The organism is Micromonospora mangrovicola, assembly GCF_047200535.1.
Lineage (GTDB): Bacteria > Actinomycetota > Actinomycetes > Mycobacteriales > Micromonosporaceae > Micromonospora.
Window position 1 is genome coordinate 13983 of record NZ_JBJZOG010000050.1, and the last position, 17151, is coordinate 31133.

Here is a 17151-nt window from a genome sequence, read left to right on the forward strand (position 1 = left end):
TCGACTTCTCCACCACGGGGTACGTCCTCATTGTCATGCGCGGCCTCCGCGCCCTGATCAGGAGGTGTCGAAGTGAAGATTTTGTCCCGCCGGAACACCCCGGCGCGCAATGCGGATGTGAACGGCGACGGCGTGGTCGACGCCCGCGACGACAGCACGGTCGCGGACCGGGCGGACGGCACGCCCGTGGCCACCGACCGCGAGGCGGAGCGGACGACGTACCGCAGCGGCGCGACCGCCTCCGAGGCGGAGCGGGCCACCGACGCCGAGCGGCGTTCGGCGGACCGGGCCGCCGCGGTACGGGCCGCGACCGCCGGGCCACCGGCGACGGACGCCCGGCGCACCGGCGCGGCGGTCGCCCCGAACCCGACCGAGGAGCGGACCGTCGAGCTGAACGGAGACGGTCGCCCGGTGGCAACGGACCGGGACCGGGACGGCCGGCCGGACGGCCCGGTCGAGCGGCCCGAGGTCGACTCCCGGACCGCCCCGGTGGCGGTGGGCCCGCGGCCGCGGGCCAGCCTGCTCGCCACGCTCGGCCTGATCGTCTCGGTGGTCGGCGCCCTGTTCGTGCTCTCCGGTGCCCTCGCCGGGTACGGCATCGGGCTGGGCGCGGTCGGCGCGGTGCTCGCCGTGCTCGGCATGGTCGCCACCCGCCGCCGGCACGTCGCCGGCAAGACCGACGCGCTGATCGGCGTGGCGGTCGGCATCGCCGCCGTGGTGCTCGGCGTCGTGGCGATGACCGGCCAGTTCGACTGGCCGACCACCGACGGCGAGTGGGTGGGGCGGCTCCGTGAGTGGCTCGACTCACAGTTTGCCAACTGGTTCTGACGGGCACTGTCCGGCGCGCCGGCGGTGCGCCGGCACGCCCGACCAGCCTGGTGGTTCACCAGCCGGGCACAGCCACTTTCGGGGGCGGCAGATGTGCCGCCCCCGAAGCGTGCGCCGGGCCGGTCCCCGGCGTGGGACGACTCGGGCTGCGGCGGTTCGGGGTGTCCTCGGCACGGGACCGCGCGGTTTGCGGCAGGGGACTGGATCAACCCGATCAGCGACCCGCGGCGCGAGCGGAAGGCGCTAACGCAACGATTCGTCGTCAAGGCATTGTCAGACGCAACGATCCGACGGCCGACGCAACTTCTCGCGGTGGATGTCGCCGGCCCGGGCCACATACGGTTGGACCACGGCGCCAGCCCGTGGGCCGACCGTGGCCGGGCGCGCCCGACCCTGGGAGCACGACATGACGATGGACGCCATCCGCCAGCGCTTTCTGATGTGCCGGCCGACGTACTTCGCCGTCGACTACGCGATCAACCCGTGGATGGACCCCACCGCGCCGGTCGACGCCGACCTGGCGATCCGGCAGTGGGAGCAGCTCCGCCAGACCTACGTCGACCTGGGCCACGAGGTCGAGCTGATCGACCCGGTCGCCGGCCTGCCGGACATGGTCTTCGCCGCCAACGGCGGCACGGTGATCGACGGCAAGGCCATGGCGGTGCAGTTCCGCGACCCGCAGCGCGCCGACGAGGCCCCCGCCTACCGCGCCTGGTTCGAGGCCGCCGGCTTCGAGATGTACGACCCGAAGCACGTCAACGAGGGTGAGGGCGACGTCCTGCTGGCCGGCGACCACCTGCTCGCCGGCACCGGGTTCCGCACCGCGCACGCCTCGCACGCCCAGCTCCAGGAGGTCTTCGGTTACCCGGTGATCACCATGCAGCTGGTGGATCCGCGCTTCTACCACCTGGACACCGCGCTCACCGTGCTCGACGAGCGGACCGTGGCGTACCTGCCGGAGGCGTTCTCGCCGGGCAGCCGGGCGGTGCTGCGCCGGCTCTTCCCGGACGCCGTCCACGCGAGCATGGCCGACGCCGAGGTGCTGGGGCTGAACGCGGTCAGCGACGGGCGGCACGTGGTGCTGCCCGCCCAGGCCACCGACCTCGCCGCCAAGCTGCGCGACCGGGGCTACGAGACCATCGGGATCGACCTGTCCGAGCTGCGCAAGGCCGGCGGCGGACCGAAGTGCTGCACGTTGCGACTCCGACAGGGAAGGGCAGTCAAGTGATCGTGGACGACATGCTGCGGACGCCGTCCGCGGTGCGGGAGGCGGAGCGCCACACGGCGCACAACTACCACCCGCTGCCCGTGGTGATCTCCTCCGCCGAGGGCGCCTGGCTCACCGACGTGGACGGCCGCCGTTACCTGGACTGCCTGGCCGGCTACTCGGCCCTCAACTTCGGCCACCGGCACCCCAAGCTGATCGGGGCCGCGCACGCGCAGCTCGACCGGCTCACGCTGACCAGCCGTGCGTTCATCCACGACCAGTTCGCCGACTTCTGCCGGGAGCTGGCGCAGCTGTGCGGCAAGGACCTGGTGCTGCCGATGAACACCGGCGCCGAGGCGGTGGAGACCGGCATCAAGGTCGCCCGCAAGTGGGGCTACCAGGTCAAGGGGGTGGCCCCGGGCCAGGCCAACATCGTGGTCGCCGAGGGGAACTTCCACGGCCGCACCACCACCATCGTCAGCTTCTCCACCGACGAGGACGCCCGCGCCGACTTCGGGCCGTACACGCCGGGCTTCACCGTGGTCCCGTACGGCGACCTGGCCGCGCTGACCGCCGCGATCGACGAGAACACCGTCGCGGTGCTGCTGGAGCCGATCCAGGGCGAGCAGGGTGTCGTGGTGCCGCCGGAGGGCTACCTGCCGGGTGTCCGCCAGGTCTGCACCGAGCGGAACGTGCTGTTCATCGCCGACGAGATCCAGTCGGGTCTGGGCCGCACCGGCGCGACGTTCGCCTGCGACCTCGAAGGCGTCGTGCCGGACATGTACCTGCTGGGCAAGGCGCTCGGCGGCGGCATCGTGCCGGTCTCCGCGGTGGCCGCGAACGCCGACGTGCTGGGCGTGCTCAAGCCGGGCCAGCACGGCTCGACCTTCGGCGGCAACCCGCTGGCCTGCGCCGTCGCCACCGAGGTGGTCCGGCTGCTCGCCACCGGCGAGTTCCAGCGGCGCTCGGCCGAGCTGGGCGAGCGGCTGCACGCCGGGCTGCGCGGCCTGATCGGCAAGGGCCTGGTCGCCGTCCGGGGCCGGGGCCTCTGGGCCGGGCTGGACATCGATCCGGCGCTGATGACCGGCCGGCAGGCCTGCGAGCGGCTGATGGAGCGGGGCGTCCTGGCCAAGGACACCCACGGCTCGACCATCCGGCTCGCCCCGCCGCTGGTGATCACCGAGGAGGAGATCGACCACGCGGTGGCCCAGCTCGCCGCCGTGCTGGAGGGCTGATCCCGCGCGGCCGCCGGGCCGGCGACCCAACTCCCCGTACGCGAAAGGGCGCCGGGACCACGACGGTCCCGGCGCCCTTCGTCGTCGGGTGTCAGGGACGCGGCAGCCGCATCGCCATGGTGGGCGCCTCGGCCATCACCGAGGTGGGGCTGAACTTCGCGTCGCTGGGCAGCTCGTCGGCGCGGCCGACCTGCACGCCGGGATAGAGCTCGACGATGTCGCCCTCGGCCAGCACCCGGGACTGCTGCGGGGCGAGCCCGAGCCGCTCCGACTCGGCCATCGAGCCGCCGGGACGGATGCCCGAGCCGTTGGTGCTGGTGTCGGTCACGATCACCTCACCGACCCGCAGCTCGAGCCGGACGTGGCTGCGGCTGATCCACCGCCGCGCCTCGTCGTTGAGCCACTGGCCGAGCACGACGCCGTCGGTCGGATCCGGCGCCCGGCCGACCAGCACCGGCTTGGTCTCGGTGAGCACGAACCGCCGCCGCACCAGCCCGCCGATCCGGACGGCCAGCACCTCGGTACGGGGGCGCGGCCCGGCGTCGCCGAGCCGGACGCCGTGCCGGGGACAGGTCGGCACGCCGTTGCGCAGGGTGGGCGGCGGCTGACCGGCCGGGGCCCGGTCCACCCGGGCCAGGTCGGCGAAGGCGCCACCGCCCCCACCGTCGCCGAAGAGCGCGCAGCCCGACTCCGGGCAGCGCCACTGCCGGGCGAGCAGCTTCGCACCGACCGGCGACCGGCCGCCGGAGGTCGGGCTCTGCCCGCCACCGACATGGGCGATGAACACCGGCCCGCCGGCGCCGGGCACCGGGGCGAGCACCCGCCCGGCCTGTCCGAGCCACGGGTAGCGGCCCTGCAACCCGTCGAAGCGGACCCGGCTGAGCACCGGCAGGCCGAGCAGGTCGGCCACCTCGAGCACCCGGTCACCGGGGTGGTCCAGCACCTCGACCAGACCGTCGTCGGCCCAGCGCCGGACCACCATCCGCTCGTTCGAGGTCAGGTCCGCGTCGGAGAGCAGGGCCCGGTGCACGACCGCGTAGACCGGGACGCTGTCCTCCCCCAGTTCACGGGAGAGGGCGTCGATCACCATGCCGAGCCGTAGCAGGCTGGCCGGGCGGCCGCCGTCCAGGTCCTGCCAGCGGATCACCTCGGCTAGGTCGACTGCGGCGCGGGCCAGCGAGGGGTCGATGGTGACCCGCCCCTCGATGGCGTCCAGCACCTTGCTGATCTCGAATCTCATGGGGCGCTCCGGACGATGTCGTCGACCCGCCGGGCCGGGGTCGACCCGCCGGGCTCGCCCCGCACCGCCTCGGCGGTGAGCACGTCTGCCATGCGACGACCCTACCGGCAGGGCCGACCAGGCCCCTTTTGCGGCACGGCGGGGAGCCGGACCGGACCCGCCGGGGTCAGCCGCGCCGCAGCGGCCGGCCCACCTCGTGCAGGTGCGCCAGCGCCTGCCGGTACGACTCGATCAGCCCGGTCTCCACGTACGGGAGGCCCTGTTCCGCGCAGTACGTCCGGACGATCGGCCGGGCCCGGCGCAGGTTCGCCCGGGGCATGTTCGGGAAGAGGTGGTGCTCGATCTGATAGTTGAGCGCCCCCAGCGCCACGTCCACGAACCGGCCGCCCCGTACGTTTCGCGAGGTGAGCACCTGCTTGCGAAGGAAGTCCAGGTCGTCGTCCGCGGTCGGCATCGGCATGCCCTTGTGGTTCGGAGCGAAGGCGCACCCCATGTAGAGCCCCCACAACCCCTGGTGGACGGCGACGAAGAGCAGCGCCTTGCCGGGCGACATCACCGCGAACAGCAGGCCGAGGTAACCGACGGCGTGCGCGCCGAGCAGCAGCGCCTCCACCGCGCGGTGCCGTACCGGGGTACGCCACCGGCCGTCCGGCTCGCGGCCGGCCAGCGCCCGGACGCTCGCCACGTGCAGCGCCAGCCCTTCGAGCAGCAGCAGCGGGAAGAAGAGCCACGCCTGCCGCCGGGCCAGCCGCCGGCCCAGGCCCCGCGTCGCGGCCGCCTGATCGTGGGTCCAGACCAGCGCGCCCGCCCCGACGTCCGGGTCCTCGTCGGTGTGGTTCGGGTTGGCGTGGTGACGGTTGTGCTTCTCCACCCACCAGCCGTAGCTCAGCCCGACCGCGAGGTTGCCGGCGATGAGCCCGGCCAGTTCGCTCGGACCGCGTCGGCGGAACAGCTGCCGGTGGCCGGCGTCGTGCCCGAGGAACGCCACCTGGGTGGTGGCCACCGCCATCCCGGCGGCCAGCGCGAGCTGCGCCCAGGAGTCGCCGACCGCCACCACCAGCGCCCAGCCGGCCAGGAAGAGGCCCAGGGTGAGGGCGATCCGGATCGCGTACGAGCCCGGCCGGCGGACGAACAACCCGGCCTCGGCGACCCGACGGGACAACTGTGCGTATTCGCTGCCCCGCCGGGTCGATGGTGCCGCCAACGTCGATGAGGTCATTCGATCCCGCTCCCCGGTACGCGTGGGTCACGCCGACTGCGCGACTCTCCGTCACCGAGTCTGGCCAAGATGATTGCTCTGGGTAATCCTGGCAACCCCCCAACCGCGGGTGGTGTTTTCCCTACCCCATCCGGCCGACCAGGGCACGCAGCCGGGCCAGGTCACGGCGGCGCCGCTCGTACGTGGCGGCGAGCCCGATCAACGCCAGGCCGCCCAGCCCCAGGAAGATCCACCGGGGCAGCAGGTCCCAGCCCCGGGCCAGCTCGTGCAGCGCGAGCGGCACCAGGGTGGCCGCGCCCAGCACGACCGGCGCCTGCCAGCGCCGGGCCGCCCCGACGAGCACCGCGCCGAGCGCGACCACACCGAGCACCAGCCGGCGCCACGGCTGCGGGTCCGGCGCCACCACCACGGAGACCAGGCTGGGCAGGAACGCCGCCGCGAGCCCCGGGCCGAGCGCGAGCCAGCTGTTCAGGCCGGGCCGGGTCCGCAGCGCCACCAGCCCCACGCCGAGCGCCAGCGCCGCCGCCGGGGCTGTGTATGCCTCCAGCACCGCCACTCCTCCCGCCGCCAGCAGCAGCCAGCCGCCGAGCAGTTCGCTGCCGCCCGCCACCGCGGCGAGACCCCGGCGTCCGGCCGGGGACTCGCCCCGCCGGAGCACTCGTAGCGCCACCACCGCACCCCACAGCACGCAGACCGCCGACGCGTGCCGCAGCGCACCGCCGGTGAGCAGCAACGCCAGCACGGCCACCGCCTGCGCCACCGCCTCCAGCGCCGCTGTCCCGACCGCCCGGCTCCACGCCGCCCCGGCGCCACCCGGCGCTCCGGCGGTCCCGGACTGGGCGGTGGGCGGACCGGCGGCGGCGAACGGAGCGTCCGGCGCACCGGGCCGCAGCAGCGGTACGCCGTGCAGGACCAGCGCCGCCACCGCCAGGACCGCGAACGCGGCGGCGCGCAGCGGCTGCCCGGCGGCCAGCGCGGCGGTCACCGCGAAACCGGTACCCGCCGCCACGGTCGCCAGCCAGCCGGCGAGCCGGACCCCGGCGTACCGCCCGGCCACCCCGACGACGGTCGCGGCGACGACCAGCGCCCCCAGCCCGCCGAGCGTCCCGGCCCGGGTGGCGACGATGCCGGACAGCCCGAGCAGGAGCAGCACCGCGCCCAGCGGCAGGGTCACCGGACGCAACGGTGGCCGCGGCGGGACGAGCGCCGCGGCCAGCAGCGCACCCAGGCCGGTGCCGAACACCACGACCGGCACCACCGGCCAGGGCGCGCCGGCCGCCGCCAGCAGCACCGGCAGAGCCACCGCACCGAACGGCAGCGCGGCCAGCGCGGGCAGCCGCCAGCCGCCGCTCCGGCCCGGCGTGCCTGCCGCCGCGCCGCGACCCGGAGCCGTGGCGATCCACGCGTACGCCGCGGCGGCGGCCGCCAGCAGCAGCAGCGTCAACCCGGCGCGCGGCGCGCCCGGGGCCGGCTCGACGGTGGGCGGCCCGGACCAGGGGCGGACCGGCAGCCCGGCCAGCACGCCGAGGGTCGCCGGGGCGGCGGCGAGCAGCGCCAGCCCGGCCAGCCCGGCACCGACCACCCGCGGGGCGATCCCCCCGCGCCAGCTCCGGCTCGGCGCGTCTGACGCAGCGCCGCGAGCCGGAGCGGTCGGCCGGACATCCCCGCCGGCGGCCAGCGCCAGCAGCACGCCCGAGGCGGCGTAGAGCGACACCGGTTCGCCGCCCCGCAGGACCAGCGGCGTGGCGGCGACCGCGGCGAGCACGACGGCGAAGCCGCTCGAGGCGTACCCGTGCAGGTCGGGCCAGTGTCGACCGACCGCGAGGAGCGCGACGACCAGCAGCACGACGGCGGCGGACGCGCCCCGCAGCTGCCACCAGGACGGCGCGCCGAAGCCGAGCAGGGCCACCGCCACCGCCGACGGTACGGCCACCAGCGCCACCGCGAGCGCCACTCCCCCGACGGCCGGCTGCGCACCCGCGCCGCGCCGGCCCAGGGCCGCCGCCGGCACGCCGAGGGCGGCGACGACGGCGAACGCCGTCGCCGCCCCGGCCGGGCCGGCGCGACCGACCAGCAGGGCATGACCGGACAGCACGGCGGCGGCGAGCGCGGGAACCACGACGGCGCCAGTTCGCGGCGCGGCGGCGGAGGCGCCGAGCCGGAGGCGTCGGACGACGGCCGGACAGCGCCCGCTCGGCCGGTGCACGGCGGCGAGCAGCAGCGGGACGGCCGCGACCAGGTCGAGCGCCACCACCAGCGGCCACCGGCTGACCGTGACCACCGGCGCGGCCAGCACGGCCAGCATGGCGCCGACCGCGCCCACGACCGGCCTGCCGGCCCGGGGCACGTGCAACGCCACCGCCCCGGCGGTGAGCAGGACAGCCACCAGGAGCTGCCAACCCCACGGCCGGGCCGGCACCGGATCCGCCCCCGACCAGGCCGGATACGAGGCGAGCGCGGTGGCCCCGCCGACGAGCGCGGCACCGGCCACGACGACCTGGCCCAGGCCGGCCGTGACCACCAGCGCGCCCACCCGGGGCCCGGTACGCAGCCGCTCCGGCAGCGCCCGTACCGCCGTGGCGAGCCCAGCCACCACCACCGCGGCCGCCAGCAGCAGCAGTCCCGGCCGCAGCTCGGCGACCGGTCGGATCAGCGCGGTGGCCAGCACCGGCACCAGCAGCCCGGCCGCGACGGCCCGGTACGTGCGCCCACCCGCCACCAGCGCGCCGGCCAGCAGGGCGAGCGCCGCCAGCAGCAGCGGTCCACCGGCCAGCAGCGGGGCGCCGGCGGCCTCTCCCAAAACCAGCGCCACCAGCGCGTAGCCCGCCGCCACGGCCAGCGCGACACCGTGCCCGAGCCAGCCGAGCACCTGCCCGGCGAGCAGCGCCGCCGGCACCTCGGCCCGGTCCGACGTCCCGCCGCCGGCCGGCACCGACCGAGGTGCGGCCGGCGCGGACGGACCGGCCGGAGGCGGCGCGGCGGCCGGCCCCCCACCGGCCGCCGCTGCCCCGACCGGCGGGTCGAGGCGGACCGGCCTCCCACCGGCCACCCCGTCCCGGACCGGGACGCCCACCCACGCCCCGATCCGGTTCCGCAGGACGACCACCACCACGAGGTCGCCCAGCGCCACGCCGGTGAGAACCATCGACCAGCCGGCGGCCGACGGCTCCGCCGCCGCCAGCGGCAACACCGGCTGCGCGGTCAGCAGCGCCGCGAACCACGGCACGCTGAGCCGGCTCAGCCACGCGTACCCGGCCGCGACGGCCGCGCCGATCCCCCCGACCAGCGCGGCGTACCGGCTTTCCGGCCAGCCGGCCACCCCGAACAGGTCCACCGACCAGGCGGCGTACCCGTCGAGCAGCACCAGCAGCAACCCCACCGCGGCGAACGTCTCGGCGGTACCGCGCAGCCCGCGCCAGCGGGCCACCAGCGGCGCGGCCAGGGCGAGCGCGGTGCAGGCGAGCAGGATCAGCGCCCGCCCGGTCACCCCGAACGCGGCCCAGGCGACCGCGGTGAAGACCACCGCCGCGGTGCCGAGCAGCAATCCACCGAGGACGAAGAGGAGCCCCTGCACCGCCCGCGTCGAGGTCTCCGCCCCGCCGGGCTGCCCGGCGGCGGCCGGCACCGGGCGGACCGGCGGCAGCGGCGATGCCGGCGGCACGACCGGGCGCGGGGGCGGGATCTCCAGCCGGATCCGGGCGCTCAGCTCCGCCCTGCGGACCCGGGCCGCGCCGAGCCGGGAGTTCAGTTCCTGGTACGCCACCCGCGCCTGCTCCACCTGCGGCGCGAGGATGGCGATCTCCCGGTCCAGCCGGATCACCTCGGCGGCCGGCGGGTACGGCGGCCGACCGCAGCCAGGGCAGCCGGCGACGAGATCGGCGGGGGCGCCGCAACCGGGACAGGGGTAGCCGGTGTTCTCCACCCGCTCAGCATCGGCGCCGGCGGGAAGGGGGAACAGAGTAGGCGTACCTACGGCCTGGTCTGTTCGTGCACCCAGGCCGCGTAGTCGGGGTTGCCGCTCTCCACCCGGGTCACCAGGATCTCCGGTACCTCGTACGGGTGGTTGACACGGAGCTGGTCGACCAGGGCGGCCACCCGGTCCGGCGCGGTCTTGAACTGCACCGACCATTCGGTGGTGGTCTCGATCGCGGACCGCCACCAGTAGGTGCTGTCCACCTGACCGCCGATCTGGGCGCAGGCCGCCAGGCGACCGGCGACGGCCGCGGCCGCGAGGACGTCCGCCACCCGGCGGCCGTCCACCACCGTCGTCACGACGCAGATCTGCTCCACGAGCGCACCCTACGCCGCGGACCGGCCGGGGTGGGTCAGCCGGCGGTCACCCCGTCCCGGTTGGCGGCCACCCACCGGTCGATCCGCGACCACCAGTCGAAGAGCCAGTCGATGCGCTCCTGCTGCCCGGCGGGAATCTCCTCCGGCGGCACCGACCAGAAGCGCATCACGATCCGCTTGTCCATCGGCAGCTCCCGCCACACATCGGTGACGGTGAGCATCCGGTCCAGCCCGGTGTGCGCCACGAAGATCACTCCGGCGTCCGGGGCGGCCTCCAGGGCGGCGAGCAGCCCGCCCGGCTGCGGGGCGACCACGTGCCGCATCCGCTCGGCGCGCAGCGCCATCCGCTCCAGGCCGAGGGAGCGCAGCCGGGCGATGGCCCGCAGCCGCCGCTTGGGGGTGAAGTTGCCGCCCTCCGGGAAGATCACGAACGCGTCGTCGTCGTCCAGGTCGGTGGCGAGGTGGCCGATCTGCCGGACCGCCGAGTCCCGGCCGTCCGGTCCGGGCGCGATGAACCGGTTGGGCAGCCGGTTGAGCAGCACGTCGATCGCCGGGTCCCACTGGAGACTCTCCTTGAGCACGATCCGGGGCTCCCGGTGGAACCAGTTCACCAGCGCGTGGATCAGGATGAACGAGTCACCGGGCCCGGCGTGCCGGCAGAGCACCAGTTCGGGGCGGCCGGGCAGCGCGGTGTCCGGGTCGGTGCCGACCACGTCGATGCGCAGCCGCAGTGTCCACTTGGCCTGCCAGAAGAGCACCCGCAGGAAGTACCCGGCGAGCAGGTAGTGCGCCCGCTGGAAGGTGGGCGAGCGCTTGTACCTCCCGAAGCCCGAGGCCAGCCAGAGCGCGAAGAGGGCGAGCAGCGCCGCCGCGTCCCACATCAGGTAGACCGTGCCGATCCAGAGCAGCCGCAGTGGCCGCAGCCGCCCCGGCACGAACGGCGAGGCGGCCAGTGCCAGCAGCGCCCAGCCGGGCAGGGTGACCAGGACGGCGACGGCGAGCAGCACCACACCGGGCGCGAGCAGCAACCGGCGTACCCACCGCGGCGGCAGCGACATCAGTGCCCCAACCGCGTGTCCAGGTAGCGACGCGAGGCGGTGTACGCACGACTGATCCGCCGCCCCACCGCCGCCATGTCGCGGTACGCCCACGGGCTGTCCTCGCGCGGCCCCGGGCCACCGGTCGGGAGCACGTGCACCTCCACCCCCTCCGGCAGGGCCGCCATCTCCCGGGCGAATCGGTGTCGCCGGGCGATCTCGAAGGCCACCTGGGCGATCTCCCAGGGCCGCCGGGGTGGGGACAGCTCACGTTCGATCCGCCCCACCTGGAGGACGAAGATCTGCCGCGCCCCGGCGGCGACCGCCTCGCCGACCGGGATCGAGTTCACCACCCCGCCGTCGATGTAGTGCAGGCCGCCGATCTCGGTGGGCGGCAGCAGGCCGGGGACCGAGGCGGAGGCGAGCACCGCCGGCACCAACGGTCCGCTGTGGAACCAGTGCTCGGCGGCCCGCTCGATGTTCGCCGCGCAGCAGCGGAACGGCACCTTGAGGTCGGCGAACGTGGTCTCCTCGCCCAGCTCGTTCTCCAGCAACCGGCGCAGCGGCCGGGGCGAGTGCAGGTGGGTACGGGCCGCGAAGCGGCGCAGCTGCCGGGCGACGGAGTCGCCGTACACCTCGCTCGCCTCCGGCGAGGCCCAGAGCCGGACCAGCCGGTCGGTGACCGCCTCGGTGGGGTCGGCGGCGACCAGGGCACCGTTCACCGCGCCGATCGAGGTGCCGAGCACCATGTCCGGCCGGATCCGGGCCCGGAACAGGGCACGCAGCATGCCCACCTCGACCGCGCCGAGCACCCCGCCGCCACCGAGCACGAACGCCACCGGACCACCTGCCATGCCGTTCATCCTGGCACGCGTCCGGAAGGCGGCCGGGCTGGGCAGCGTGCTCACCCGGGGCGACCGGGGCGGCGCACGCCGTCGACGCGGGATCGGACAGCCGTTGACAGGTCGGACACATTCCCGCAACCTGATACCGCTCCCAAAGCCCCAGGCAGGTGCGATGTGAAGGCGTCACTGCACGCCGGCAGGTTGCTGGCCCGCAGGTACCGGCTCATCGACCAGATCGGGGCCGGCGGCATGTCCGTCATCTGGCGGGCCCGCGACGAGGTGCTGGACCGGATCGTCGCGGTGAAGGTGCTCGCGCCCTCGCTCGCCGCGGACGCCCGGTTCCGCGACATGGTGCGCGAGGAGGCCCGGTCCGCCGCCCAGCTGGTCCACCCGCACGTCACCGCCGTTCACGACTACGGCGAGACGGTGGCTCCGGACGGCAGCATCACCTCCTTCGTGGTGATGGATCTGCTCGCCGGCGAGGAACTGGAGCACCGGCTCACCGAAGGGCCGCTGCCCTGGCCGCAGGCGGTGGAGATCGGCGCGCAGGTGGCCGAGGCGCTGGCCGCGGCGCACCGGTTCGGCATCGTGCACCGCGACATCACCCCGGCCAACGTGATGATGACCCGGGTCGGCGCGAAGGTGCTGGACTTCGGCATCGCCACCCGGGTCGGCGCCCCCGACGAGGACGAGGACGGCGGCACCTTCGGCACCCCCGCATACGTCGCGCCGGAGCGGCTGGACGGTGCACCGGCCCAGCCTGCCACCGACGTCTACTCGCTGGGCGTGCTGCTCTTCGAGACGCTGACCGGTCAGGTGCCGTACCCGGCGGACACCTGGGAGCAGCTCGGCGAGGCGCTGGCCGAGGGAACCACGGCGACGCTGGACGTACCCGGGTTGCCCTCGCCGGTGGCGGAGATCTGCCTGCGCTGCCTGGCCCGCGACCCACGGCACCGGCCCACCGCGCACCAGGTGGCGGCGGCGTTGCGGGACCAGCTGCTGCCCGGCGACCCGCAGGCCGCCACCATGCTGGCCCCGACGGTGACCCTGCCCTCGCTGCCGGGTGCGGGGCGGGCGTCGGCCGGATCGGCGCGGGCCGGCGCCCCGGCCGACGCGGACGCCACCGCCGTGCCGGCCGGGCCCGCACCGCCGGGCCGGGCCGCCCGCCCGGCGGACCGCCGCCGGCCGCTGCTGCTGGCAGGGGTCGGTGTGGTGGTGGTCGCCGCGGCCGCGCTGCTCGTGCCCACGCTGGTCCCGGACCGGCAGCCGCCGTCCAGCGTGCTGCCCAGCTCGGGACCGGTGGTCGTGCCCGCCACCACGCCGCCGGCCGCCGGCCCGGCCGGGACCGAACCGCCGGCGTCGACACCGACCCGGCCCGCCCGGTCCACCGACCCCACCACCGTGCCGGCGCCGGCGGTCGGTCTGGTCGAGGCGGCCAACCGGGTGGAGAGCCTGATCGAGGCCGGGCTGGCCGACGGCCAGATCCGCGGCGACGTCGCCGTCGACCTGCGGAACCTGCTGCGCAACGCGACCGCCACGTCGGGGGCGGCCGACCTGGCCGCCGCGGTGGACCGGCTCCGCGGCAAGATCAGCGAGCGGCTGCGGGAGGGCAGCATCAGCCCGGGGTACGCCCGTCAGCTCGACGCGGCCGCAGCCGACCTGGCCGGGGCCCGCACCTGACCGGTCAGCGGGCGACGACGGGAGTGGCCTGCCGCGCGCCGGTGAGCGCCGCCCGGGTGGCCAGGAAGGTCCGGTACACCGACTCGTAGCCGAACGCCATTCGCTCCACCGAGAAGTTCTCGGCCACGTGCGCCACGCAGTCGGCCGGGTCGAGGCGGGACGACTCGCGCAGCGCCGCGGGCAACTCCTCGGCACGATCGCAGACCAGCCCGGTCAACCCGGGCCGGACCAGCTCCGGCACGGCTCCCCGGCGCAGCGCGACCACCGGCGTGCCGGTGGCCATCGCCTCGACCATGACCATGCCGAACGGTTCCTCCCACTGGATCGGCATGATCAGGCAGCGGGCCTCGAGCAGCAGGCGCAGCGCCGCCTCCCGATCCGCGTTGATCACCAGGGTGACGTCCTCGTCCAGCATCGGCTCGACCACCTGCGCGAAGTAGCGGCGTTCGGCCGGCTCGTTGCACTTGCCGGCGAGAGTGAGCGGCAGGCCGGCCGCGCGGCAGGCCCGGATCGCCAGGTCGGGTCCCTTGTCCGGGCTGAACCGGGCGAGCCAGAGCACCGGCCCCCGGCCCGGGGCGCGCTTGCGCGGGAAGTCGCGCAGCGGCATCGCGTTGTGCACCGTGCCCACCCAGGGCAGGTCCGGGTTCGCCCGGCGCTGGGCGTGCGAGATCGCGACCAGGCCCACCCCCTGGTCGGTGTCGCTGAGCACGGTGCCGTACTCCCCCACCGGGTTGCCGTGCACCGTGGCCACGGTGGGTACGGACCGGCGGCCGGCGACCAGCGGGCCGATCGTGGTGTGGTCGTGCACGATGTCGAAGTCGGCGGGGTCGACCAGGCGGTTGACGTGGGCCAGGTGGGCCAGCTCGGGCAGCGACTCGCCCAGCCGGTCGTACTGGAGGTCCGTGCAGGTGGAGACGAAGTCGGCGGCCGTGCCGTGGTCCCGCCCGGCACCGAAGAGGGTCACCTCGTGGCCGTGGTCGACCAGGCCGTCCACCAGGCCGGCCACCACCTGCTCCAGACCGCCGTAGCCGGGCGGCGGCACCGACAGCCAGGGCGGCGCCACCATCGCGATCCGCAACGGCCGGGCGCGCGGGCGGTCCGACGGCAGCTGGTTCACGGGCACGAGTCCTCCCCCAGGGTCCTCGGCGTACGTGATCGGCGGCGCTTTCCCGGCGCGACCGGTGGTAAACGAGGCGCGCGGCTCAGCCGGTCACCACGATCCGGTCGTGCACCTCGCGCACGCCCGGCGTGGCCCAGGCGGCCCGTTCCGCCTCCTCCCGCTGCCACCAAAAGCGGACCGCGCCGTCGAGCACCACGGTGTCGCCGCTGACCTGGACGTCGATCCGTTCCGTTCCGGTCCGCCGGAAGAGCACCCGTTGCAGGTCGCGACGGTTCTGCTCGTCGCTGGGTGGGGTGGGCGGGCGCACCTCGACCAGGTTGGTGACCCCGCGTACGCCGCGCAGCCGGCGCAGCTCCCGCTCGGCGGTGCGCCGTTGGAAGCCGTACTCGACCTCGCCGCGGAGCATCAGCCAGCCGTTTGCGACGGTCACGTCCAGCCGCTCGGCGGGGACGAAGCTGTCCCACTCCAGCGCCCGGCTGGCCGCGATGGCGATGTCCGCGTCGGTGCGCTCCTCGGTGGCGGGCAGGCGTACCTCGAGGTCGCTGGCGACGGCACGGACCCCCCGTACCCGGTGGGCGCAGCGCTCGGCGGCCCACCGTCGGGCGTAGCTGTCCACCTGCCCGGTCAGCGTCACCACGGCGTCGGCGACGGTCACTCCGATCTCGGCCGGCCGGGTCTGCGCGTCCCAGTCGAGCTCGGCGAGGACGTCCCGCTGGATCTCCGGATCGGTACGGACGGCGGCGGTGGTGGTCATGGGTCCCCTCCCCGTGCGATTCCCCGTCCGTCGAGGGTGCCGCCCGGTCGGGTGAGCCGGGCTCACCCGGAGCGGGTGAGCCACGAAAAATGGGCGGGGGACGGCGGAGCCAACCCCCTTGGCTCCGCCGTCCCCCGCCCGTGGAGGAGGAAGGTCTGTCGGTTAGGACGTCTCGGCGAGCGTCACGGTTGCCGTCTCGGTCGAACCGTTTCGCTTGAACTCCACCTGGATCCGGTCGCCGACCTTGCCCGACTGGACGGCGCCCACCAGGTCGTTGGCGTCGTTGATCACCTTGTCGCCGAACTTGGTGATCACATCGCCCCGCTGGAGTCCGGCCTTCTCGGCCGCGCTGCCCGGGGTGACCGCGGCGATCATGGCACCGCCGTCCTCGGCGCCGTTCACGCTGACCCCGAGCGACGGGTGGCTGATCTTCTCGCCGTGCTGGAGCTTCTCCGCGACGTCCTTGGCCTTGTTGCTCGGGATGGCGAAGCCGACGCCGATGTTGCCGTTGCTGCCCTGCCCGGCGGTGGCGATCGCGGTGTTGATGCCGATCACCTCACCCCGGGTGTTCACCAGCGCGCCGCCGGAGTTGCCCGGGTTGATCGGGGCGTCGGTCTGGAGCAGGCCGGAGATCGAGCTGACACCCTGCTGCGGGTTCTGCTGCTGGCCCCCCTCGCCGGCCTGGATGGTGCGGTCGCGGGCGCTGAGGATGCCGGCGGTCACCGAACCCTGCAGGCCGAGCGGACTGCCCAGGGCGAGCACCTGGTCACCGACCTGCATGGCGTCGCTGTCGCCGAACTTGGCCGCCTTCAGGCCGCTCACCCCGCTGGCCTTCACCACCCCGAGGTCGGTCTTCGGGTCGGTGCCGACGATCTTCGCCTGGGCGGTCTTGCCGTCGGCGAAGACCACCTTCACGGTGTCGCCGCTGGCGGAGGCGACCACGTGGTTGTTGGTCAGCACGTACCCGTCGGCGCTGAGGATCACCCCGGAGCCCTCACCGCTGTCTGTCATGATCGTGACGATGCTGTCCTGGACGGAGGCCGCGATCTTCGGCAGGTCGGCGCTGTTGATCACCGGGGCGGACGAGTAGGTGCGGGTGATGGTGGTGTGCCCGCCCACGGCGAGCGCGAGGGCGCCACCGGCCACGCCCGAGCCGAGCATCAGGGCCAGCGCCAGCGCGCCCGCGCCGACGAACTTCCCGGCCCGGCTCGGCCGGGCCGGCTGGGGCGCCCCCCACGGCGGGAGCGGCTGGCCGGGCTGCTGCGGCTGGGCGCCGGGATACGGCGGGTGCGCGTGGTGCGGCTGGTACGGCGGCACCGGGCCGCCGTGCGGCTGGTAGCCACCCTGGTGGGCCCAACCGCCCTGGTGCTGACCCCCGTACCAGGGCTGCTGGGGCTGGTACGGCGGGGCGGACGGGGTCGCCGCCGGCGGCGCGTACGGGCTGGCCGGGTAGGTCGACGTGGGTTCCGGAGCGGAGGTTCCGGCGGCCGGGGAGTCGGCCGGAACCGGCGCGGCGGCCGGGGTGGCGGTCACGTCCGGCTGCCCGTTCTCAGCGCGGGGCAGCTGCGCGGTGGAGTCCGACTGCCCGTCTCCGGTGCGGGGCAGCTCGGCGTTGGGGTGCGACGGCTCGGCGTCGGCGGGAGCCGGCGTCCGCTGCGGGTCGGTCTCGTGGTCGGTCATGACTCCACCTTGCCCC

At 75.3% G+C, this 17151-nt stretch carries 13 protein-coding genes; 4 read left to right on the forward strand and 9 right to left on the reverse strand.

What is annotated here, in order from left to right:
• Positions 1 to 72: 72 nt before the first annotated feature.
• From ACL02O_RS20155 to rocD, 3 genes are all read left to right on the forward strand, one after another.
• Positions 73 to 828, forward strand: a complete 756-nt coding sequence (locus ACL02O_RS20155; protein WP_412819659.1) for a thrombospondin — start codon at positions 73 to 75, stop codon at positions 826 to 828.
• A gap of 412 nt (positions 829 to 1240) precedes the next feature.
• Positions 1241 to 2056, forward strand: coding sequence for a dimethylargininase (gene ddaH / locus ACL02O_RS20160; protein ID WP_412819683.1), 816 nt, complete (start codon positions 1241 to 1243; stop codon positions 2054 to 2056).
• Positions 2056 to 3270 carry an ornithine--oxo-acid transaminase gene (gene rocD / locus ACL02O_RS20165; protein WP_412819684.1) on the forward strand — a complete coding sequence of 405 codons (1215 nt, stop codon included), beginning with the start codon at positions 2056 to 2058 and terminating at the stop codon, positions 3268 to 3270. The genes ddaH and rocD overlap by 1 nt, the downstream gene beginning before the upstream one ends.
• A gap of 91 nt (positions 3271 to 3361) precedes the next feature.
• On the opposite strand, the gene ACL02O_RS20170 is transcribed toward rocD, so the two are convergent.
• From ACL02O_RS20170 to ACL02O_RS20195, 6 genes are all read right to left on the reverse strand, one after another.
• Positions 3362 to 4510 (reverse strand): FHA domain-containing protein, encoded by a 1149-nt coding sequence (locus ACL02O_RS20170; RefSeq protein WP_412819660.1) that lies wholly within the window; start codon positions 4508 to 4510, stop codon positions 3362 to 3364.
• A gap of 166 nt (positions 4511 to 4676) precedes the next feature.
• Positions 4677 to 5729: a fatty acid desaturase family protein gene (locus tag ACL02O_RS20175; RefSeq protein ID WP_412819661.1), complete on the reverse strand. Its 1053-nt coding sequence runs from the start codon at positions 5727 to 5729 to the stop codon at positions 4677 to 4679.
• Between the two features lie 121 nt (positions 5730 to 5850).
• Positions 5851 to 9651 carry an SCO7613 C-terminal domain-containing membrane protein gene (locus ACL02O_RS20180; protein WP_412819662.1) on the reverse strand — a complete coding sequence of 1267 codons (3801 nt, stop codon included), beginning with the start codon at positions 9649 to 9651 and terminating at the stop codon, positions 5851 to 5853.
• Positions 9652 to 9698: 47 nt separating this feature from the next.
• Entirely contained in the window at positions 9699 to 10019 is a 321-nt protein-coding gene (gene cutA, locus ACL02O_RS20185) for a divalent-cation tolerance protein CutA (protein ID WP_412819663.1), read from the reverse strand.
• Positions 10020 to 10054: 35 nt separating this feature from the next.
• Positions 10055 to 11077 (reverse strand): 1-acyl-sn-glycerol-3-phosphate acyltransferase, encoded by a 1023-nt coding sequence (locus ACL02O_RS20190; protein ID WP_412819664.1) that lies wholly within the window; start codon positions 11075 to 11077, stop codon positions 10055 to 10057.
• Positions 11077 to 11910, reverse strand: coding sequence for a patatin-like phospholipase family protein (locus ACL02O_RS20195; RefSeq protein ID WP_412819665.1), 834 nt, complete (start codon positions 11908 to 11910; stop codon positions 11077 to 11079). Before ACL02O_RS20195 ends, ACL02O_RS20190 begins: the two co-directional genes overlap by 1 nt.
• Before the next feature lie 165 nt (positions 11911 to 12075).
• Here ACL02O_RS20195 and ACL02O_RS20200 point away from each other — a divergent pair, with 165 nt between their 5' ends.
• Positions 12076 to 13581, forward strand: a complete 1506-nt coding sequence (locus ACL02O_RS20200; RefSeq protein ID WP_412819666.1) for a serine/threonine-protein kinase — start codon at positions 12076 to 12078, stop codon at positions 13579 to 13581.
• Between the two features lie 4 nt (positions 13582 to 13585).
• On the opposite strand, the gene ACL02O_RS20205 is transcribed toward ACL02O_RS20200, so the two are convergent.
• The 3 genes from ACL02O_RS20205 to ACL02O_RS20215 form a co-directional block, all read right to left on the reverse strand.
• Positions 13586 to 14647: a glycosyltransferase family 4 protein gene (locus ACL02O_RS20205; protein WP_412819685.1), complete on the reverse strand. Its 1062-nt coding sequence runs from the start codon at positions 14645 to 14647 to the stop codon at positions 13586 to 13588.
• Between the two features lie 136 nt (positions 14648 to 14783).
• Complete coding sequence (locus ACL02O_RS20210; RefSeq protein WP_412819667.1) at positions 14784 to 15455, reverse strand: BON domain-containing protein; 672 nt, start codon at positions 15453 to 15455, stop codon at positions 14784 to 14786.
• Positions 15456 to 15617: 162 nt separating this feature from the next.
• On the reverse strand, positions 15618 to 17135 hold the full coding sequence (locus tag ACL02O_RS20215) for a S1C family serine protease (protein ID WP_412819668.1): 1518 nt from the start codon (positions 17133 to 17135) through the stop codon (positions 15618 to 15620).
• Between the last annotated feature and the right edge of the window lie 16 nt (positions 17136 to 17151).